Origin of the sequence: Rhodohalobacter sp., from assembly GCF_034521535.1 — a bacterium.
Lineage (GTDB): Bacteria > Bacteroidota > Rhodothermia > Balneolales > Balneolaceae > Rhodohalobacter.
This window is the reverse complement of sequence record NZ_JAXHMF010000006.1, coordinates 196885-216855: the sequence shown is the minus strand read 5'-3', so window position 1 is coordinate 216855 and position 19971 is coordinate 196885. Positions and strand designations below refer to the sequence as shown.

General features: G+C 42.3%; 20 protein-coding genes. 14 read left to right on the top strand and 6 right to left on the bottom strand.

The window, feature by feature from the left end:
- Positions 1 to 10: 10 nt before the first annotated feature.
- The 14 genes from U5K35_RS13280 (at position 11) to U5K35_RS19790 (ending at position 16252) form a co-directional block, all read left to right on the top strand.
- A complete protein-coding gene (locus U5K35_RS13280) occupies positions 11 to 1564 on the top strand; it encodes a sodium/pantothenate symporter (protein WP_322571975.1) in 1554 nt (517 codons plus the stop codon).
- Entirely contained in the window at positions 1561 to 2619 is a 1059-nt protein-coding gene (locus U5K35_RS13275; protein WP_322571974.1) for an alpha/beta hydrolase, read from the top strand. The genes U5K35_RS13280 and U5K35_RS13275 overlap by 4 nt, the downstream gene beginning before the upstream one ends.
- A complete protein-coding gene (locus U5K35_RS13270; protein ID WP_322571973.1) occupies positions 2616 to 4136 on the top strand; it encodes a long-chain fatty acid--CoA ligase in 1521 nt (506 codons plus the stop codon). The genes U5K35_RS13275 and U5K35_RS13270 overlap by 4 nt, the downstream gene beginning before the upstream one ends.
- The gene (locus tag U5K35_RS13265; RefSeq protein ID WP_322571972.1) at positions 4133 to 4555 is read left to right on the top strand and encodes a MaoC family dehydratase; all 423 of its coding nucleotides are present in this window, start codon (positions 4133 to 4135) and stop codon (positions 4553 to 4555) included. Before U5K35_RS13270 ends, U5K35_RS13265 begins: the two co-directional genes overlap by 4 nt.
- 26 nt (positions 4556 to 4581) lie before the next feature.
- Entirely contained in the window at positions 4582 to 5082 is a 501-nt protein-coding gene (locus U5K35_RS13260) for a hypothetical protein (RefSeq protein ID WP_322571971.1), read from the top strand.
- Positions 5083 to 5202: 120 nt separating this feature from the next.
- Positions 5203 to 6801 (top strand): hypothetical protein, encoded by a 1599-nt coding sequence (locus U5K35_RS13255; RefSeq protein WP_322571970.1) that lies wholly within the window; start codon positions 5203 to 5205, stop codon positions 6799 to 6801.
- 11 nt (positions 6802 to 6812) lie between these two features.
- Positions 6813 to 7763, top strand: a complete 951-nt coding sequence (locus tag U5K35_RS13250) for an alpha/beta hydrolase (RefSeq protein WP_322571969.1) — start codon at positions 6813 to 6815, stop codon at positions 7761 to 7763.
- A 198-nt stretch (positions 7764 to 7961) separates the two neighbouring features.
- Entirely contained in the window at positions 7962 to 11432 is a 3471-nt protein-coding gene (locus U5K35_RS13245; RefSeq protein WP_322571968.1) for a methylmalonyl-CoA mutase family protein, read from the top strand.
- Positions 11433 to 11500: 68 nt separating this feature from the next.
- On the top strand, positions 11501 to 12700 hold the full coding sequence (locus U5K35_RS13240) for a 6-bladed beta-propeller (RefSeq protein WP_322571967.1): 1200 nt from the start codon (positions 11501 to 11503) through the stop codon (positions 12698 to 12700).
- A gap of 310 nt (positions 12701 to 13010) precedes the next feature.
- Positions 13011 to 13784 carry a TerC family protein gene (locus U5K35_RS13235; protein ID WP_322571966.1) on the top strand — a complete coding sequence of 258 codons (774 nt, stop codon included), beginning with the start codon at positions 13011 to 13013 and terminating at the stop codon, positions 13782 to 13784.
- Positions 13785 to 13881: 97 nt separating this feature from the next.
- Positions 13882 to 14061 carry a hypothetical protein gene (locus tag U5K35_RS13230; RefSeq protein WP_322571965.1) on the top strand — a complete coding sequence of 60 codons (180 nt, stop codon included), beginning with the start codon at positions 13882 to 13884 and terminating at the stop codon, positions 14059 to 14061.
- Positions 14062 to 14291: 230 nt separating this feature from the next.
- A complete protein-coding gene (locus tag U5K35_RS13225; protein WP_322571964.1) occupies positions 14292 to 15143 on the top strand; it encodes a DUF5694 domain-containing protein in 852 nt (283 codons plus the stop codon).
- A 231-nt stretch (positions 15144 to 15374) separates the two neighbouring features.
- A complete protein-coding gene (locus U5K35_RS13220) occupies positions 15375 to 16088 on the top strand; it encodes a hypothetical protein (RefSeq protein ID WP_322571963.1) in 714 nt (237 codons plus the stop codon).
- Positions 16082 to 16252: a DUF433 domain-containing protein gene (locus tag U5K35_RS19790; RefSeq protein ID WP_416221649.1), complete on the top strand. Its 171-nt coding sequence runs from the start codon at positions 16082 to 16084 to the stop codon at positions 16250 to 16252. Before U5K35_RS13220 ends, U5K35_RS19790 begins: the two co-directional genes overlap by 7 nt.
- A 94-nt stretch (positions 16253 to 16346) precedes the next feature.
- On the opposite strand, the gene U5K35_RS13215 is transcribed toward U5K35_RS19790, so the two are convergent.
- The 6 genes from U5K35_RS13215 to U5K35_RS13190 all read right to left on the bottom strand — a co-directional run bounded on the left by U5K35_RS13215 (position 16347) and on the right by U5K35_RS13190 (position 19963).
- The gene (locus U5K35_RS13215) at positions 16347 to 17033 is read right to left on the bottom strand and encodes a tetratricopeptide repeat protein (RefSeq protein ID WP_322571962.1); all 687 of its coding nucleotides are present in this window, start codon (positions 17031 to 17033) and stop codon (positions 16347 to 16349) included.
- 102 nt (positions 17034 to 17135) lie between these two features.
- Positions 17136 to 17834, bottom strand: a complete 699-nt coding sequence (locus U5K35_RS13210) for an ABC transporter ATP-binding protein (protein WP_322571961.1) — start codon at positions 17832 to 17834, stop codon at positions 17136 to 17138.
- Positions 17831 to 18646, bottom strand: a complete 816-nt coding sequence (locus tag U5K35_RS13205; RefSeq protein ID WP_322571960.1) for a TIGR00282 family metallophosphoesterase — start codon at positions 18644 to 18646, stop codon at positions 17831 to 17833. Before U5K35_RS13205 ends, U5K35_RS13210 begins: the two co-directional genes overlap by 4 nt.
- Positions 18647 to 18732: 86 nt before the next feature.
- Entirely contained in the window at positions 18733 to 19347 is a 615-nt protein-coding gene (gene trhA / locus U5K35_RS13200) for a PAQR family membrane homeostasis protein TrhA (protein WP_322571959.1), read from the bottom strand.
- A 75-nt stretch (positions 19348 to 19422) separates the two neighbouring features.
- Complete coding sequence (locus U5K35_RS13195; RefSeq protein ID WP_322571958.1) at positions 19423 to 19713, bottom strand: cell division protein ZapA; 291 nt, start codon at positions 19711 to 19713, stop codon at positions 19423 to 19425.
- A gap of 1 nt (position 19714) precedes the next feature.
- The gene (locus tag U5K35_RS13190) at positions 19715 to 19963 is read right to left on the bottom strand and encodes a hypothetical protein (RefSeq protein WP_322571957.1); all 249 of its coding nucleotides are present in this window, start codon (positions 19961 to 19963) and stop codon (positions 19715 to 19717) included.
- Between the last annotated feature and the right edge of the window lie 8 nt (positions 19964 to 19971).

The window sequence follows — 19971 nt, the reverse complement described above, 5'->3', positions numbered from 1 at the left end:
AACTAAGATAATGGAACTGGCATCTGAACAAATGGTAACGGCAGGGTGGATTCTGTTAGGAATTTACGCACTGACGATTCTCTTTTTTGTGATTCGTGGCGCAAAAAATGTCAAGGATATTGACGATTACGCGCTGGGAAGCATTATGTTCTCGCCCTATGCAGTGGGATTATCGCTTGCCGCATCCATCACCAGTGCCGCTACGTTTATCATCAATCCGGGATTTGTAGCTCTTTACGGAATAAGCGGTATTCTGTCGATGGCCATTGCACTTCCTATAGCAGCATTGCTCTCCCTAATTGTCCTGACCAAAGGATTCCGTAAACACGGAAAGCTGGTAAAGGCGCTAACAATGGCGCAATGGATGGAAACGCGATACCAAAGCAAGAAATTCGGCATTTTTTTCGGCTTCCTCTCGCTTCTGCTCATTACCTTTGTTGTATTGATCAGTGTTGGTCTGACCAAGGTACTGGCAAACACGCTTAATATTCCAGAATTTTATGCGCTGATTGGCATTGTGACATTTGTTTTTGGCTATATGATGTTTGGCGGTGCCAACTCTATGGTATATACCAATGCGATTCAGGCCGTATTAATGCTGATCGTTGCATTCATTCTTTTAGGATCAGGTTACGAACATTTCAGTAACGGTGTTCATGCCTTTCTGGATAAACTTGCGGCAATTGACCCAAAACTTATTTCAACCACAAACGACGACAGTTTTCTCTTCCGCGATTATTTTGAAATATTTATCGCACAGTTTATTGTAGGCATAGCCATCATTTGTCAGCCGCATATTATCACGAAATCACTTCTGTTGAAAAGCGATGACGATGTAAATAAATATCTGACCACGGGTATAATCACCCAATTAATTTTCTTCTCGGTTGTATCAGTCGGACTCTACATTCGCCTGAGCTTTCCAGATCTTACTTTTGGCGGAGAACCTCTTGCAATGGATGATCTTGTTTCGGCGTATGTGGTTCGGGAGTTTCCGGTATTTATTGGATTGATTGTAGTGATGGGACTTATCTCTGCCGGACTTTCAACCCTGGAAAGCCTTATCCAGACTCTCTCCACAACCGTTACGAAAGATATTTTACAACCGCTTGCCGGCGATAGACTTGGCATGAACAGTGAGAGAAACCGGTCGGTGATGATCAATAAAGGGGTCATTGTGCTGATGGCAATTGCAACGATTATAATTTCCTGGGATCAGATCGTAAATCCAAAACTGAGTGTTGGGATTTTTGCTCAGAATGGAGTTTATGCATACTTCTCTGCGGCATTTGTACCAATAATGTTCGGGATGTTCTTCAAGAATGTAAGTCTGAAAGCCGTTTTTTCTGCATCTGTTGTAGCTGTGATGACCCATTTTACAATGTATTATGCGATGCTCCCGGTTCCTTTCACGCAATCAACCGGAGAAAATCCCGGTGTAGCGGCCGCAGTGGCTATAATCTTCTCGGTACTCACTGTTCTGGTAATCTCATTTTTTGAAGGAAAATCAATCAAACCCGTGGATGAAAGTCCAACACCGAAAGATCAGGTGGAGGAGAAATGAATCCGATCGAATCAACATATTACAAAACCGACCGATTAAAAATCCACGCTCTTCAGCGCGACGGAGATGTGAGTGGCGATGTAATTCTTTTAGTTCACGGAAATGCATCTTCATCAGTTTTTTGGAGAGAAGTCATGGAGAAGCTTCCGGCCCAATTTAACTTGATTGCCCCTGATCTTCGGGGTTACGGAAAAACAGAAGACAAGTTGATCGATGCCACTCGGGGCTTTATGGAGCAAACCGAAGATATAATCGGTTTGATGGATCACCTTGGAACAGACCGATTTCATGTAGCAGGACACAGCATGGGTGGCGGAGTTGTTTACGGATTACTTGCTGAATTCAGTTCAAGAATACGTTCTGTTACGCTGATTAATCCAGTTTCTCCTTATGGGTTTGGTGGTACTAAAGGTGAGGAAGGTGAACCGACAGTGGCAGATTATGCAGGTACCGGTGCCGGAGTTGCAAATCCGGGTTTTGCCAGAAAAATCCTGGAGAAGGATCGTACAGAAAACGATCCAAACGAAAGTCCCAGATCTGTGATGAACAGTTATTATTGGAAGCCACCGTTTCGGCCGGAGCGTGAAGAAGAACTATTGGATGGTGTATTGGAAATGAAAATTGGTGATCAAAGATACCCGGGTGATTCCAGCTCATCAAAGAACTGGCCATTTATGGCACCTGGAAGTTTCGGACCTGTCAATGCTTGCTCTCCATTATACTTAAAAGGTTTGGCAGGAAAAATTATAAATGCAAAAGTGAAACCGCCCATCTTGTGGATCAGGGGATCTGATGATAAAATTGTATCGGATCACTCCCTGTTTGACATGGGAACCCTGGGAAGTTCAGGTCTCATACCGGGCTATCCGGGAAAAGACCTGTTTCCGCCGCAACCGATGGTGAGCCAGACGCGCGCAGTTCTAAAAAATTATGAAGAGAAAGGTGGAGTTTATAATGAAGTGGTGATGGAAGATACCGGACACACTCCCTTTATTGAGAAACCTGAAGAATTTTTAAAGCATTTCATTAATCATTTGAATAAGGAGTCAGAATGAGTAGAACAGAGAATCATATAGAGATTGACTGGATCAAACGATGGGCACTTTATGCGCCTGCTAAAACCGCCATTAAAAGTGTTGAAGACGGTTCTGAACTGAGCTACAGCGGTCTGAACGCTTGTGTGAATCGTGCTGCCGGTATTCTGCGAAGTGATTATGGCATTCAGAAAGGGGACAGGGTCGCCATTCTCTCAATTAACAGTATAGAGTATGTCATACTTTTCTTTGCCATACAGAAGCTGGGAGCGATTATGTTGCCACTCAACTATAGGCTGGCTGCACCTGAGATCTCATATCAGCTTGATGATACCGATGCCAAATTGCTGATCTATGGGGAAGAGTTCTCAGAAACAATTCAAAAAATTGATCACAGGCCTGAACACATCGTGTCTTTTGATGGTGATGACGGTCTGAGCGTTCTGTTTAATGAGGGGGGAGAAACTCAGGAGATTGAACATGCCGGTGAGTTTGAAGATGCTTGTATGATTCTCTATACCTCCGGTACAACAGGAAAGCCGAAAGGAGCTGTAATTACCAACAAGATGCTTTTCTGGAATTCGATCAATACCGGCCTGAGGCTGAACCTGACCCAGAATGATGTAACGGTCACGTTTGCCCCGTTTTTCCACACGGGCGGTTGGAACGTTCTCACCACACCGATGCTGCATCGCGGAGCCACACTGCTTCTGATGAAGAAGTTTGATGCTGACAAAATCCTTCAGCTGTGTGATGAAGAAAAGGTAACGATTCTATTTGGTGTACCGACCATGATGGATATGATGTATCAGGCGGATTCATTTAAAAGCAGTTCTCTTGAATCGGTACGGTATGCGATTGTGGGCGGGGAACCGATGCCTGTAAACCTGATAGAGATATGGCAGGACAAAGGAGTACCCGTGAGGCAGGGATACGGTTTAACTGAGTTCGGGCCAAATGTTTTTTCCCTTAATGAAGATGACTCTGTACGGAAGATCGGGTCCATAGGATTTCCAAATTTCTATATTGATACAAGGGTAGTGGATGATAATGGAGAGGACGTTACACAGGGAGAGCCAGGCGAGTTGATTCTTCGGGGACCGGTCCGAATGAAGGAGTACTGGAACAATCCGGAGGAAACTAAAAAAGCGATCAAGGATGATTGGGTGTATACCGGAGACATTGTGCGGGTTGATGAAGAGGGCTACTTCTACGTGATTGACCGCAAAAAAGAGATGTTTATCAGCGGAGCGGAAAATGTTTATCCGGCAGAAGTAGAACATACCTTCAGAAAACATCCGGCCGTATGGGATATCGCAGTGATAGGGGTGCCGGACAAAAAATGGGGAGAAAGCGGAAAAGCTTTTATCGTGCTGGAAAAAGGTGAGAGCGCTACACCGGAAGAACTGATTGAGTGGGGCTATAGTCAATTGGCCAAATACAAAGTGCCCAAACACTACGAGTTTCTGAATGAGCTGCCAAAAAGCGACAGTGGTAAAATATTGAAACGTAAACTCAGGGATACGGAGAAGTCATGAAACTAAAAACAATTGACGACCTGAAAATTGGCCAGCAGGCAGAGTATTCAAAAATGATATCCAGGGAAGATGTCATTCAGTTTGCCGAACTCACCGGAGACATGAATCCGCTTCATCTAGATGAAGAGTATGCAGCCGGAACAATGTTTGGCAAGCCGCTTGTACACGGTGCTATGTTATCGGGTTTAATATCTGCAGTTCTTGGGATGAAGCTGCCGGGTCCCGGTGCTCTTTACGCTTCACAAGAATTGAAGTACTTGAAACCGGTTTTTATCGGTGATACCGTAACGGCTTTTGTAGAAGTGAAAGAAATTTTAAAAGATAATAACCGCGTGATTTTTCGAACCGGCTGCACCAATCAAAGCAGAGAACTGGTAGCCGAAGGAATATCCCTCTTATTACCATCAAAACAACAATAAACACAACTAGAACTAAGGTGATTAACATGAAACGATTAACAATAATTCTTATGGTAGCAGGTCTGGCTTTTATGGGCTACGCTTGCGGAACCAGCACTTCGAACGACGATATTGATCCTGTAGATCCAATTGTAGGAGATTGGATTTCAGAAGGTGATAATGTAGCTCAGGGCTTGCAAGATCTTGCTAGTACCGAAAGCATTACAGCAGTATTTAATGAGGATAACTCATACGTAGTGGTTTCAGTAGACGAAAGCGGATCGGAAGTGACCTTTACAGGAACTTATGAAACAGGTGAGGAGACCTCATCAGGAATCAGATCCATTCGGCTTGAGCAAGCACAGCCTGTATCCGTTGTTTCAGAAGGTGTATTTGAGATTGACGGCAACACCATGACTTATGAGGTGATTCAGACTGACCCGGATATCGGGGCAACTGCACCTACAGTGGAAGGCGGCTTTGGCAGTACGGTAATCGGTGGCCAACAAACCGGTACTTATTGGGTACAAACCTTTGTAAAGCAATAGCATGTAAATTGCACGGATGTTTCAGTAACATCCGTGTTTTTTTATATAAACGGGACCGATTCTGATAGCCGGATCAAATCAAACTGATGTTCAACAACAACATTCCGTAACCCTATTGACATGAAAAAAATAATTTTAACTATTCTGCTGCTATCCTTGGCGACAGCTCATGCTCAGATGCGGGAACGTGCCGCTGATGATCAGAATATTTCAAAAACTGAAAAGGAACTGGCAGAAAAAGAGCGCCTGAGTGATCCGTTACCGCGTCAGCTTCAATTTATCGGTTACTCATTCCTAAGAACAACTTTATCTAACGTAACCCCGACAAATGATGTGCTTCAGGGGCAGGTTATTGGCCGGATGTTTGGCCGAAACTCTACCGAAACCGTGGATCGTACTGCTTTTTATACGGAACAGCGTTTTGTTCCATTGTTCATCTACAGACCAAACATACTGGATGGATATGCCACGTTTCGCGGTCTTTTTAAGATTGATTATACCTGGGGCGATCAGTCATACGGTGTTGGAAACAACCGAGGTGGGGGCCTTAGTGGTGGACAGGTGAATTTACAGACGTTGATGGCTAACGTGGATTTAAGGCCAAAAGACAGCTGGTGGAACCTGGTTATCGGCATGCAGCGCATTTTTGACAGCCCGTATGACCCCAATGTTGAAGGACTGGACTTGTTTCAGAATACAGGCTATAAGCTCTCTTTCTGGGGCACCCAGGCGACCGGTGTCAGCTGGTTTGCAAGGCCTCATCAGGCGATAAACGCACGGCTTGGGATCTTTCAATTATGGGAGAATCAGGTAAGTCGCGACCAGGATGTTTTTATTACGATGGCGGATATTATGACTCGCCCTCACCATAAACTTGAACTTGGATTCAGCGCCTGGTACCTGCGAGATACAGCAAAAGGGGCAGGAGGGATCTCCATTCTGGGTCAGGGATTAACCAGTGCACTTGCCGAATATAACGGAGCGCCGCGCATTCAGTTTCCGGGATCAAACCAGAGATACAAAGCAGACATCGCCTGGCTGGGTTCCAATATGAACTGGAACCGTAATTTTATTCACGGTTCACTGCAGTTTGATGCATATGTCATAGCCAACCTGGGAGTTGTCAGTCCGGAAAACCCGGACGTGGACAACATTGACATGTTTGGTTTATCGTCGAATGCTTCTGTGTCCTATCGATACGGTATGACGAATAATGACAAAATCTGGGCAGAGGCAATCTTTACCACAGGAGACGGGGATGGAGTATCAAATGGTACGATAAACAGTGTTTATACCGGAAACGTATGGGGTTCACCTGTAGGCATATACAGTGCTCATCGCTCTCTTCTCCTATTTCCCGATCCACAGGTCGTAAGCCGCTACTACTCGATGGTTCATGATATTTCAAATATGGGGCTGGGAGTTGCAGGAGGAACGGTGAATGTGATGAAAGATCTGATCCCACATAAATTCAGAGCCAAACTCGGCGGAGCAATTGCATTCAGCAACTATACGCTGGCCGGAGGAGGAAATCACATCGGAACTGAGATTAATGCGGAACTGAAATATGACCTGAAGGTATTTCTGACGCTGGGGTTAAATGCCGGCTATGCATTTACAGGTGATTTTTATGATGCACCCGCATCAACCTTTCAGGGTACAGACCCGCAAGATCCCTGGGTGGTGTTCATGTCACTGAGTTGGTTAATGTTCAATTAAAGGAGACCAAGATGAATAGATTATATTTCTTATGCTCAATTTTCCTCGCTGCACTCTTCATTGCCGGGTGTTCTGGTATTCGTTATGCCGACAGCGATCCGCTGCCATTTGAGGATATTGATTATGGCTATGATGTGCAGTTTACCGAATCAGAGCCGTCCATAGCCTACATTGATGAGGGTTCAGGAGATAAGACCCTACTTCTGGTCCATGGATTGGCCAGTAATGCCGGTTTCTGGCGATACAACATAGATGCCCTTGCACAGGATTACAGGGTGGTGGCGATTGATCTGCCGGGCTACGGAAAGTCTGATAAAGGAGATTATCCATATGGAATGGACTATTATGCTAAAGAGCTTGTGAATTTGATGGATGAACTCTCTCTTGAGAATGTAATTTATATAGGACATTCTATGGGAGGACAAATCGGTATCACTCTGGCATTAAACTATCCTGATGCGATTGATCAGCTGATCCTGGCGGCACCTGCCGGTATTGAAACGTTTGCACCGGGTGAAGGGGCATGGCTGGCCAATGCATTTTCAATCGACGGAATTGTTAATGCAACCGAACCGCAGGTAAGAGCTAATCTTTCCATAAATTTCTACAAATGGAGTCCTGAATGGGAGTGGATGGTTGAAGAGAGGGTGAGAATGGCAAAAGACGAGCCGGAGATGCGTGAATTTGCATACACTGTTGTAAACTCAGTCAGCGCCATGATTGATGAACCGACATCAGGCTTCTTATCTGACCTGAATGTGCCAACAGTCATCATTTACGGCAAATACGACGGACTCATTCCGAACCGATATCTCAATCCGGGTTTCCCTTCCGAAGTTTTTGAAAAAGGTGATCAGTTGATTCCCAATAGTTCCCTTGTTGAGATTGACGACGCCGGCCATATGGTTATGATCGAAAAGCCGGAAGAGTTTAACCGCACGATCTTGCAGTCTATCCGGTAGTTCTAGTTAAATTTAAAACCCTCCAAGAGTTGTTTACTCCAGGAGGGTTTTTTCGGAATTATAAAATCACTTCTCTCTTCACTCCTTAGAGGCTTTCTGCCTGCAAACTCACATCCGGTGCTCAATATTTTCCCATAAATTGCCTATCTTTGAAATCGCTTCCATTACTCAGAATTTATAATAACCAGACTACGTTTTATGTCAGAAGGAACTATTACAAAGAAAGGCTCTTCATCCAAAAAGTCCGCGGCAAACGGAGCTCAGTCATCTGAAAAATACACTCCAACGCATAAAATACGGTTTGTAACAGCAGCGAGTCTGTTTGATGGTCACGATGCCAGTATAAACATCATGCGGCGTATTCTACAGGGTACTGGAGCTGAGGTGATTCATCTGGGTCATAACCGTTCGGTCCACGAAATTGTAAACTGTGCCATCCAGGAGGATGCCCAGGGGATTGCAATCAGTTCCTATCAGGGCGGGCACATGGAGTATTTCAAATATATGATTGATCTTCTGGAGGAGAATGATGCTTCGCATATCAAAGTTTTTGGCGGCGGTGGTGGTGTGATTGTAGACCGCGAAATTAAAGAGCTTCACGAATACGGCATTACCCGTATTTTTTCTGTTGATGATGGAAGCACGATGGGGCTTCAGGGAATGATTAACTACATGATGGAGCAGTGCGATTTTGATACCGCTGAGGTATCTCCGGTTGATCCTGCCGGAATTACTCAACAAGAGACAAACGCCATTGCCCGAACGATATCGGCTTTGGAGAATCAAAAAAGCAATATCGCTTCATTTGATGAGACGGGTTTAAAACTATCTGGAAAAAATGTAGGTCAATCAGATAAATCAATTCCTGTACTTGGAATAACGGGAACCGGTGGGGCAGGAAAAAGTTCACTTACGGATGAAATTATTCGCCGGTTTATTACCGAGTTTAAGGAACTGAACATCGGTGTGATTTCAATTGACCCTTCTAAATTGCGAACCGGCGGAGCTCTTTTAGGGGATCGCATTCGAATGAACAGCATCGATACTCCGCAGGTTTATATGAGGAGCATGGCTACCCGAGCTTCGAATAAGGCGATCAGTGATTCAGTTAAGGGAGCGATCGAAATTTACAAAGCTGCCGGTTTTGACCTGATTATCGTTGAAACAAGCGGTATTGGTCAGAGTGGAACTGAGATTGTGGATATCTGTGATATTCCAATTTATGTTATGACCCACGAATATGGCGCGGCTACCCAGCTTGAAAAGATCAATATGCTTGATCTGGCTGAAATTGTAGTGTTGAACAAATTTGAGAAGAAGGGATCTCTGGATGCGCTGCGCGATATCAGAAAACAGATTCAGCGAAACAGGGGTGAGTTTCACACCGATCCGAAAGAGATGCCGGTCTATCCGACCATCGCGGCTCAATTCAATGATGAAGGTGTACACAGGCTCTTTGCTGCGATTGTAGACAGAGTAAACCATCATTTTGAACTTGGATGGACTCCTGAGTTATATACAAATAGTGAGCCCGCCGAGGATCTCCATACGCAGGCCGTCATTCCCGGAAAGCGACAGCGCTACCTTTCTGAAATTACTGAAACGATTGAGAATTATCATCAATGGACGGATGAGCAGGTAGATATCGCTTCAAAGCTTGATCAGGTTCGCGGTACGATCGAACAGGTTAAGAACTGGAATCCGGATGAGAAAGAGTTGATGATTTCAAAAATGGAGGAGATGGAAGAGCATTGGTCGGTGAAGCTCGATCCGCTTCCAAAGAGAATACTTGATGGCTGGGATGATCTTTATGATCGCTATCGTAAAGATTCATTTGATGTAAAAATTCGAAACAAAGTCATTAAAAATGAACTGTTTAGGGAATCCCTTAGTGGGACCAAGATACCGCGTATTTCCATGCCCAAAACAAAAAATCTTGGAGATCGGTTGAAGTTCGCCTTAAAGGAAAACCTGCCGGGATATTTCCCTTTCACTGCCGGTGTATTTCCATTTAAGCGGGAGGGAGAGGATCCAACCCGAATGTTTGCCGGTGAAGGAACTCCCGAGCGTACCAACAAGCGTTTTCACTACGTGAGTGAGGGAATGCCGGCTGCACGTCTTTCAACAGCATTTGATTCCGTTACGCTCTACGGTGAAGATCCGGCTTACCGGCCCGATATTTACGGAAAGATTGGAAATTCCGGTGTGAGTATCTGTACGCTGGATGACATGAAAAAGCTCTATTCAGGGTTTGAACTGACAGAACCCACTACTTCTGTGTCGATGACCATAAACGGCCCGGCTCCGATGATCCTGGCAATGTTTATGAATACCGCGATTGATCAGGAGGTTGAGCGGTATTTGAAGGAAAAGGGCAAATGGGACGAAGCTAAAAAGAAAATTGATTCGATATTCAAGCAGAAAAAGCTTCCTGCACCGGGGTATGCCGAAGATCTCCCTTCAAACAGTGATGGCTTCGGGCTGGGCACACTGGGAATATCAGGTGATCAGCTTATTGACAATGAAACGTATCAAAAAATTAAGGAGCAGGCTCTCAGAGTTGTTCGGGGTACGGTTCAGGCTGATATCCTAAAAGAGGATCAGGCGCAGAATACTTGTATTTTCTCTACAGAATTTGCCTTGAAAATGATGGGGGATATGCAGAAATACTTCACCGATCACAGTGTCAGAAATTATTACTCGGTATCTATTTCCGGGTATCACATTGCGGAAGCAGGTGCTAACCCGATCACACAGGCAGCATTTACGCTGTCCAACGGATTTACTTATGTAGAATATTATCTTTCCCGTGGACTCGATGTTGATGATTTTGCGCATAACCTGTCGTTCTTCTTCAGCAACGGACTTGATCCGGAATATGCGGTTATTGGCCGAGTTGCCAGAAGAATTTGGGCAATTGCCATGAAGAATAAATATGAGGCGAATGAGCGTTCTCAGAAGCTGAAATACCATATCCAAACCAGCGGACGCTCACTTCACGCCCAGGAAATTCAGTTTAATGATATTCGTACAACGCTTCAGGCGTTAATGGCCATCTACGATAACTGCAACTCATTGCATACCAATGCCTATGATGAGGCCATTACAACTCCAACTGAAGCATCTGTACGGAGGGCGCTTGCCATTCAGCTCATCATCAACAAGGAGATGGGCATGACAAAGAACGAAAATCCACTTCAGGGATCCTATATCATTGAAGAGCTCACCGACCTGGTTGAGGAAGCAATTTTAAGAGAGTTCGACCGAATTACGGATCGCGGTGGAGTATTGGGCGCCATGGAGAGTATGTATCAGCGTGGAAAGATTCAGGAGGAGAGCCTCTATTACGAATCACAAAAACACAGCGGTGAGCTACCGATTATCGGCGTGAATACATTCAAGAGCGAAGGCACTTCTGAAGAAGACGAACGGGAAGTTGATTTGATACGCTCCACTGAAGAGGAGAAAAAGCAGCAGATCAATAATCTGGAAGCATTTCAGGAGCGAAATAAAAATGAAGCCGATGAAGCACTGGAACGACTGAAAAAAGTGGCCCGGCAAAACGGTAATCTCTTCGAAGAACTGATGGAAACAGTGAAAGTAGCTTCACTGGGCCAGATATCACAAGCGCTTTACGAAGTGGGCGGGCAGTATCGTCGGAACATGTAATGTTATTGGAGATTGACTGTAAGATTTGTGTCGTATAAGTATATGTTATAATTACTAATAATCAATTTATGAGAGTATTCATCTTTAATTCCTTCTCATTGGTTCTGTTGATAAAGATTGGGTGCAATGAACACGGCAAACAAACTTCTGATTATCACAACAGAACTGTAGAGGTCAAAGAACTCTTCAGTATTACTTCCGATCAAAATGACATACCTGAGCAAAAATTAACATTTAGCGAGCTTGGTCGGACTGTTGTATCAGATGATGGTATTATCTACTCAGTTGATCCATGGCAATCCATCATCTATAAATTTGATAATCAAGGCAATCTATTAAACACGCTTGGGGGTGAAGGAAGAGGTCCAGGCGAATTTCAATCCATTTATGGAATGGCAATTTTAGACGACGGGAAGCTATTCGCGTATGATTATATGTTGGCCCGAGCCATTACGTTTCAAAGCAATGGCGAGATTGGTGAAACTATTACAATGGATTTTAGCAGTTCGACAAAATGGTTTCGAATGCTGAGTTCGAACTCAATATTAATGCCGATGTTAAAAAATGACTATATCATTCATGAGTTTGATATTGATCAGCAAGAAATTACTGAAAGTTTGATTCATGAAGCAGATGTTTTTGAAACTGATCAGAAGTTTAGCTCACTATTGTCGAGCATGATGGAAGGATCAGCAATCGCGTTAAATGATAATTTAGTGGCCTATACGCCAGAGGTTTATGAAGGGGAAATATTTATATATGAGCGTATGGATAATGAGTGGCAAATGAGAGAGAAATTGAGTGGGTATCAGAATATTGAAAAATCGTATTCAATCCATGAAACAACATCTGAAACTCATAATAAAGCAAGTTATTCCAGCATCCATCCTGAAGGACAGGGGTTGATAGGCATTGAAATTCATTCAAGATCTCGTGGGCTCTATTTGCTCAACAATGGCAGGTTTGCTCATACATATTGGCGAGATGCAGATGATGAAAAGACGTCTTTAAATTTTGTGGTAGAAATTTTTGACTTCCAAAAGGGACGGCTTGAAAAATTTGGAGTCATTGAAGAACTAAATACGGGTTTCCCCCCGGATAATGATATAGTATGGGTAGATAAAGAAGGGTATTTATACGTTACTGAATCGAATAATCAACCAGCGCTTAAGAAACTTCTGGTTGTTTTGGGAATGAGTATCGAAGAAGTAATCATAACAATACAATGGCTTCGTGCTGACCAGCTCTGGCAACGGAGTCGAATATAAAATTAACGAACTTGCAGCACAATCCAAGAGCCGTTATAAAACGGGAAGACTATAATCGTCAAAAAGAATAAATGAGTATGGATAATAATCAGATTGGTTCAAAAGCTGATTAACAATTCATACTGATTTAAGCAACAAGACTAAGACAATCGTCTATGATTCCATGCTTAATCTTTTGATCTAATAAAAAAATTAAAGAATTGAGACATATCTTGCCATCAATACTCTTATCGTCTCTACTACTGTAGAATTCGATTTCAATCTGTATCTTGGATAAACTTAAAGAGATAAAATAATTCAAAATTATTATATGGAAATTTTTCTTAGCCCCGAAAGCTGGATTGCCCTCCTAACCCTCACTTTTCTTGAAATTGTTCTCGGTGTCGATAACATCATCTTCATCTCCATTGTATCGAACAAACTGCCGGTCAATCAGCAGCAGAAAGCAAGAACCACCGGACTTATTTTAGCACTTGTGTTTCGAATTGCGATGCTTCTGAGTATTAGCTGGATCATCGGGTTTACCGAGCCGCTATTTTCTCTATTTGACAATGATTTTAGTGTCAGAGACATAATTCTTTTTGCCGGTGGCATCTTTCTCATATTCAAAAGTACGGTTGAAATTCACCATAAAATGGAGGGGCAGCATGATGAAAAAGGGAAAAAACAACTTTTAACTTTCGGGCGGGTTCTTTTCCAGATCGTCGCGTTAGATATTATCTTTTCTTTCGACAGTATTCTCACTGCAATCGGCCTCACTGAAGAGGTATTACTGATGATTATTGCCATCACAATTTCTATTGGAGTGATGATCGTGTTTGCCAAGACCATAAGCGAATTCATTAAAAAGCACCCAACCCTGGAAATACTATCGCTCTCTTTCCTCATCTTAATCGGCTTTATGCTGATGATTGAAGCATTTGACGTCCACGTACCTAAAGGGTATATCTACTTTGCTGTATTCTTCTCACTGTTAGTGGAGATCATCAATATGAGAATTCGAAAGAAAAAGGATGCCAGCGAGCCGGTTAAATTAAGAAAACGGTTTGAGGATGGGCCGGATAAATCGGACGATGAGCGATAGCCTGTAGAGAGTATAATCAGTCTGATACTGGTCAGAATTCCGCTTTATCAAGCGCATTAAGGGTCAGGGCGTTGTTGTTGACTATGAAACCGAGACTATGAAGTCAGCACCGCGAAAGACCTCAGAGCTGCTCTACTACCCAGTTATGGAGTTTACGGACCAACCTGGTCTAAGCAGCACTTTACAAACAAAATTGGCGCAGGAGGAGAACTTTACGAAGTGGGTGAAAGCATATCTGTTTGCTACGATCCACTTGATCGACGTCTACCAATCGTAGCTTCCTTCGGCTTTAAGCCACGGCAACGCTATACGCTCTTGCCTGGCTGTCTTTTCTGCTGCTTGGAGGAGTTTATTTCTTCATCGCGGTTTCAGCACGATCAAGATAGTTGGAATAAACATTCAGGGCTTATTGCCCAATAATCAGGCATATCTTTTAAATAGTTTGTAACCTTTAGAAGTTCTTTCAGTATTAAAATAGAACTGCAGTAATAAACTTAATTTCTGATTATGAAAAATCACACATTCATATTCGTTTTTTGGGAGTTATTGTTTTTGATTAGTATTCCTGCAATTACAAAAGCTCAATTCGGTCATGTTGAACAAACCGCTAATAATAAACCAACGTTGGTTATTCTTGGAACCTATCACATGGCTACAACAAGCAGTAATGTCATCAATATTGATGTGGATGATGTAACTTCGCCCGAAAGGCAAAGACAGATGCTTGAACTAATCGATAAGCTTAAAACATTTAAACCAACAAAAATCGCTTTGGAGTGTGATTATAAAAATCAATCCAAAATTGTCGAGCAATATAATGATTACCTGTCGGGAAACTTTGAACTCACAAGAAGTGAAGTTCATCAAATAGGTTATCGCCTGGCAAAGGAATCAGGGCATAAAAAAGTCTTTTGTATTGATTGGGGGATATTTCCGGAAGATCCTTTATACAACTACGAAAGCTATTCCAGGCAACATCCCCGGTTAAATGAGTATCTAAATAATTTATATGAGGACAATGAGGATATTGCAAAAAATTCAGCTGAAAAAATAACATCCCGAACGATAACTGAAAACTTAATGGCAAGGAATGAACCTGTTGCTAACAAAAAAAGTCATCAGGGTTATTTTAAATTTCTCCGCATTGGCAAGGAAGATGAATATGTAGGTGCCAATTATTTGTCTTGGTGGTACGAGCGTAATTTAAAAATCTTAACGAATATTATTCGTTTTACAGAATCACCGGACGATCGAATTCTTGTCGTTTATGGGGCTGGACATAACTATTTATTAAATCAATTCGCCAAAGAATCCGGTTTTTATGAAGTTGAAAGCCCATTAAAGTACCTGATGAAATAAACGTATTTAGATTAGTCATGTCTTTGACTTTAGAGTCATACTTCATTTAAAGAAAAAAGAGCAATAGGTTGACAATGCAATCTAACATCCTATCAGTTAAACGTAATACAAATGTGAACTTAACCAGCTTGCAATTGTAGTTTCATGTGTTCTTCAAACTGAATCTATAGCTCACCACACGGTTAACATGCCGCGTCGTTTCACTATTCGATAAATTCATTTCTACATATCATGAAAAAGACAACTCTGTTTTTAATCATTTATGCCATCACGCTGACCTTTTTTGTCATCACTGTTTTACTGTCAGGATTTACTATACATGGCAGCAACCAAAATCTTAAAGAAATTACCGTTGAACGTATCAATATTGTGGAACCTGACGGTAGCCTGAAAATGGTAATCAGTAACAGCAGCGAGCAGCACCCTGGTATGATGAACGGTGAGCGTTTAGATGAAAGAGTCAGAGATCCGGGAATTATCTTTTTTAACGAGGAACAAGACGAAGTTGGTGGACTCCTTTATTCGGGAAATGAAGAAGAGGGAGCCACATTTGTATTATCAGTTGATCAATACAAAAACGATCAGGTGATGCAGTACATGCATTATACCAAAGAGGATGGAAGTAATCGCTATGGCCTGCAGCTATGGGACAGAGATAAGGAGTTTACACTGCCTGTTTTGGATAGCGTTATGGATTCCCTGGACAGTGAAGGATATACCTACCAGCAAAAACTGGACTATTTACAGGAAAGAAATAACGGAAAACCCATAACTGCGCCCAGAATGTTTATTGGAAGAAATTACAACACAGAAACCGGCGTATTCATCCAGGATAAATTTGGGACAGACCGGCTGCGACTTTATGTAGACTCTGTGAATACTCCTAAACTTGAACTGCTCGACGAAACAGGAAAGGTAATCAAAACTGTTTTGTCAGAATATTAAATAGAATTACGATAAAACAGGATATTTGTCACGGCAAACCAACGATTTGTGGATTACGTTATCCGGTTGACACCATGCCGGATTTATTGGCTTCGGATATGAGAATTGATGAAATATTGGCTGGTTATCCGGATTTGGAGAGAAGCTTTATTAGCCTGTCTTGAATATGCCGCCCGGTTATCGCGAACTGAGAAATAAAAAAAGAGTGATCCTTTTAGTTAGAATCACTCTTTTGAAAATTCATTTAAGAAATAGGTATTAGCCTCTTACTGCTAACGAACCTTTCAGGCGTTGTGCTTTACTTGCAGTCTGGCTGTTAGGATAGTCCTGTAAGATTTGATCTAAAACTCTGTTAGCCTCTTGGTTTGAACCGGCTTCTTGATAAGCAAGAGCTGCTTCATAAAGATTTAATGGAGTAGTGGCACTATTCTCATCCCAGTTTGCGGCTTCTTCAAACATGGACGCTGCTTCTTCGTATTTATTTAATTCTAAAAGAACGGTGGCGTGAAAAGTAGCAGGGGATACGCCGATAATTCCTTCGGGCTTCTTGAAGTTTTCAATGTAATTCAAAGCTGATTCCAGGTTGCCAAGCTCAAATTCGGAAATAGCGGCATAATAGTTGGCAAGGTTACCGGCATCTGTTCTGGGGTAGTTATCAGCAATCTGAACAAAACCGAGAGTAAACTCTTCTTCGTTACCATTTAGAGCAGTTTCATAATTTCCCTCAAGAAGAGCCTGTTCTGCAATACCCAGCAGATTTTGTGCCTGGGTTTCTTGTTGAGCAGAATACACGAAATATCCAATGGTTAACCCTATCACCAGTACAATACCAATTCCACCACCTAATACGGCTGCTTTATTTTGATTGTAGAAGTGTACAAATCTGGAAGTGTATTCAATCAGTAGATCCTGTTCCAGTTCTTCGTTTTTCAGTCGTTTACTCATTCTGCTAATGTAATATTACTGTTTCTGTAGTAGATTTTTAGGATGATATTTAGACTTTCAAAAATATCATTGTTTGTGCATTTAACCAAGTTTTAAGTAAGGTCAGTTTTCTTTTTCAAGCACACCGGACTGAAGAGAGTAGAGGGTATCGCAGCGGTGAGCGATCTCCTTTTCATGAGTGATTAGAACCAGGGTTACCTGTTCTGTTTCTCTAAGCTCAAAAAGCAGGTCCAGAATAATTTCGGTATTCTTTTCATCCAGATTCCCGGTCGGTTCATCTGCCAAAATTATGGAGGGATTGTTCATTAAAGCTCTCGCCATAGATACCCGCTGTTGTTCTCCGCCGGAAAGCTGGGATGGCCGGTGATAAATTCGATCTTGCAATCCAAACCGATCAAGTAAACCTGCTGCTCTTTCATCAGCCACTTTCTGATTCTCTCCCTTGATCAAAGCAGGCATCATTACGTTCTCGATGGCCGTAAACTCCGGAAGCAAGTGATGAAATTGAAAGACAAAGCCTACACTTTTATTTCTTAAATCTGCCAGGTTATCCTTTTTGTAATCATAAATGGATTCACCATTCCAGTAAACGGAGCCATCGTTTGGGTGATCCAGCCCTCCAAGAATATGGAGTAATGTACTTTTTCCGCAACCGCTCGAGCCCACAATAGAGATCATTTCAGCAGACTTGACACTTAAATCAACGCCTTTGAGAATGTGCAGATCCTCTGTTCCGGATTCAGATTTAAATTTCTTGTGGATATTCTCACACTGAAGAACGATTGAATCAGATGAGCTCATGATGTAGATGTGTTATTAAATTCAGGGAAAATCACAGGTTCAATGTGTGTACATTTTGCTGTACCCGGATCTATTTCGAGGTAGACGCCACACATGCGATTGTCTTTATCAGCTACTTGATATCTTTGCGGAGTACCCAATCGAAAGCGATTGATCGAGGTTTTTTTATTCATTCCAATTACAGAATCAAAGGGGCCGGTCATTCCGGCGTCTGTCAGATATCCGGTGCCTTTAGGCAGAATTCTCGCATCATTGGTGGGAATGTGAGTATGAGTTCCAATCACGGCCGAGACTTTACCGTCAAAATCCCATGCAAAAGCCAGCTTTTCTGCAGTAGCTTCAGCATGAAAGTCAACAAAAACAATATCTGTTTCCTGTTTGATTCTCTCTAATGCCCAGTCCCCGGTAGAAAAAGGATCGTCGATTTGCGGCATGAATGTTCTGCCCTGAAGATTTAAAACTCCGATTTTCAGGTCTGAATCTTTAACAGAATAAATTCCATAACCATATCCGGCATTTCCTTTAGGGTAGTTCATTGGACGCAGCAGTTTTTCATCTGTTTTCATATATGAAAATATCTTCCATTTGTCGAATGAATGATTTCCGCCTGTAATCACATCAACATCCAAATCGTATAGCCGCTGTACAATAGAACGGTTTACTCCGCGTCCCTCATGAGAGTTTTCAGCGTTTGCAATAATAAAATCAGGTGAGTATTTGTCGCGGATGGGTGGGAACATGGTTTCGAGTAAATTTAAACCGGATTCGCCAACAATATCAGAAATAAAAAAAATCTTAAGCTTTTTGGACATCTAAAAAATTTAAATCATTAAAAAATCAGCGGAAAGGTAACGAAAGTAGAGGGCAGAACCATAACAAATGGTTGGCGAGGCAATAATCAAACAAACATTGCTACAGTAATAAAATGACTCACACTTCCTGCGAGAACAAATAGATGCCAGATTCCGTGAGCAAGCTTGTGTTTGCTGTCGAGCACATAAAAGATCACACCCATGGTATAAAACATTCCTCCGGCGATCAGAAACTCGAAACCCAAAGAAGGTAAATTTTGAGTCAGCGGCTCAATAACCAACATAACAAGCCATCCCATCAGTAGGTAAATAATAAGCGGTAATATTCTATGCCCTTTTTGAGGAAGCAGGTCGATAACAATTCCAATCATGGCCAGTCCCCAGATGACTGCGAAAAAAGTCCAGCCCACGCTATCCGGAAGGGTTACCAGTGTAAAAGGGGTATAGGAACCCGCGATCAGCAGATAGATGGCAATGTGATCAAATTTTTGAAAGATTTTTTTCCAGCGCCCTCTAAAGCTGTGATAAAGAGTAGAAAATAGATAGAGCATAATTAACGTAACTCCATAGATAGTAAAGGAAGCGATTTTCCATGGATCACCCTGACTCACGGCTATATACATTAAAACAAAGAAACCGACAACTGCAGCAATCGTGCCTATCAGGTGGGAAATGGAGTTGAAGCGTTCGCCTTTATACATCAGATATAATGAAAAATAGTAGTTGCTTTAAGCCAAGAACGAGAAATACCGGTAAAAGATTCTATTAAATAAAAATTATGATAAATCGTTGATAAAATCTTCAAGTTTTTGATTTACGTGATCCATCAATTCACTCTCTTTATCATCCTGATGCTGCAGTTTGGATCGCAATTCGAATACCTCTTCAGCAATATTCAAACAAGCTAAAATCATTACGGTAGAGTCGGGCTGATTGGACAATTGATTTCTATAAAGCCTGAACTTTTCATCCACATATTGAGCAATGTTCCGGGTATTTTCAACTTCACTTTCCTCTACTCTAAGAGGAATCTGCTTACCCATGATGTTTACTTTTATGGACTCCATACTAGCTGTTTAAGTGTTTATCCAATTTCTCGATTAGTCCGTCAACTTTGTGCCTCATGGCTATGCGCTCCGATTCACTGATAGAAGAGAAGATGTCTGTCTGTTCCTTCTGGATCTCTTCAAGTTTCGACTTCAGCTTCAGGTTATCGCGACTCAGATCTTTATTTTTCTTTCGCAGAGTTTGAACCTCTGTACGAATCTGTTCAAGAAGATTGAAAAAGGTCTCCTTTTGAATATCACTGACAGCCATAGTGTTAG

Coding starts and splice junctions, on each gene's coding strand:
- U5K35_RS13280 (WP_322571975.1), top strand. CDS start 11: ATGGAACTGGCATCTGAACAAATGGTAACGGCAGGGTGGATTCTGTTA.
- U5K35_RS13275 (WP_322571974.1), top strand. CDS start 1,561: ATGAATCCGATCGAATCAACATATTACAAAACCGACCGATTAAAAATC.
- U5K35_RS13270 (WP_322571973.1), top strand. CDS start 2,616: ATGAGTAGAACAGAGAATCATATAGAGATTGACTGGATCAAACGATGG.
- U5K35_RS13265 (WP_322571972.1), top strand. CDS start 4,133: ATGAAACTAAAAACAATTGACGACCTGAAAATTGGCCAGCAGGCAGAG.
- U5K35_RS13260 (WP_322571971.1), top strand. CDS start 4,582: ATGAAACGATTAACAATAATTCTTATGGTAGCAGGTCTGGCTTTTATG.
- U5K35_RS13255 (WP_322571970.1), top strand. CDS start 5,203: ATGAAAAAAATAATTTTAACTATTCTGCTGCTATCCTTGGCGACAGCT.
- U5K35_RS13250 (WP_322571969.1), top strand. CDS start 6,813: ATGAATAGATTATATTTCTTATGCTCAATTTTCCTCGCTGCACTCTTC.
- U5K35_RS13245 (WP_322571968.1), top strand. CDS start 7,962: ATGTCAGAAGGAACTATTACAAAGAAAGGCTCTTCATCCAAAAAGTCC.
- U5K35_RS13240 (WP_322571967.1), top strand. CDS start 11,501: ATGAGAGTATTCATCTTTAATTCCTTCTCATTGGTTCTGTTGATAAAG.
- U5K35_RS13235 (WP_322571966.1), top strand. CDS start 13,011: ATGGAAATTTTTCTTAGCCCCGAAAGCTGGATTGCCCTCCTAACCCTC.
- U5K35_RS13230 (WP_322571965.1), top strand. CDS start 13,882: ATGAAGTCAGCACCGCGAAAGACCTCAGAGCTGCTCTACTACCCAGTT.
- U5K35_RS13225 (WP_322571964.1), top strand. CDS start 14,292: ATGAAAAATCACACATTCATATTCGTTTTTTGGGAGTTATTGTTTTTG.
- U5K35_RS13220 (WP_322571963.1), top strand. CDS start 15,375: ATGAAAAAGACAACTCTGTTTTTAATCATTTATGCCATCACGCTGACC.
- U5K35_RS13215 (WP_322571962.1), bottom strand. CDS start 17,033: ATGAGTAAACGACTGAAAAACGAAGAACTGGAACAGGATCTACTGATT.
- U5K35_RS13210 (WP_322571961.1), bottom strand. CDS start 17,834: ATGAGCTCATCTGATTCAATCGTTCTTCAGTGTGAGAATATCCACAAG.
- U5K35_RS13205 (WP_322571960.1), bottom strand. CDS start 18,646: ATGTCCAAAAAGCTTAAGATTTTTTTTATTTCTGATATTGTTGGCGAA.
- trhA (WP_322571959.1), bottom strand. CDS start 19,347: ATGTATAAAGGCGAACGCTTCAACTCCATTTCCCACCTGATAGGCACG.
- U5K35_RS13195 (WP_322571958.1), bottom strand. CDS start 19,713: ATGGAGTCCATAAAAGTAAACATCATGGGTAAGCAGATTCCTCTTAGA.
- U5K35_RS13190 (WP_322571957.1), bottom strand. CDS start 19,963: ATGGCTGTCAGTGATATTCAAAAGGAGACCTTTTTCAATCTTCTTGAA.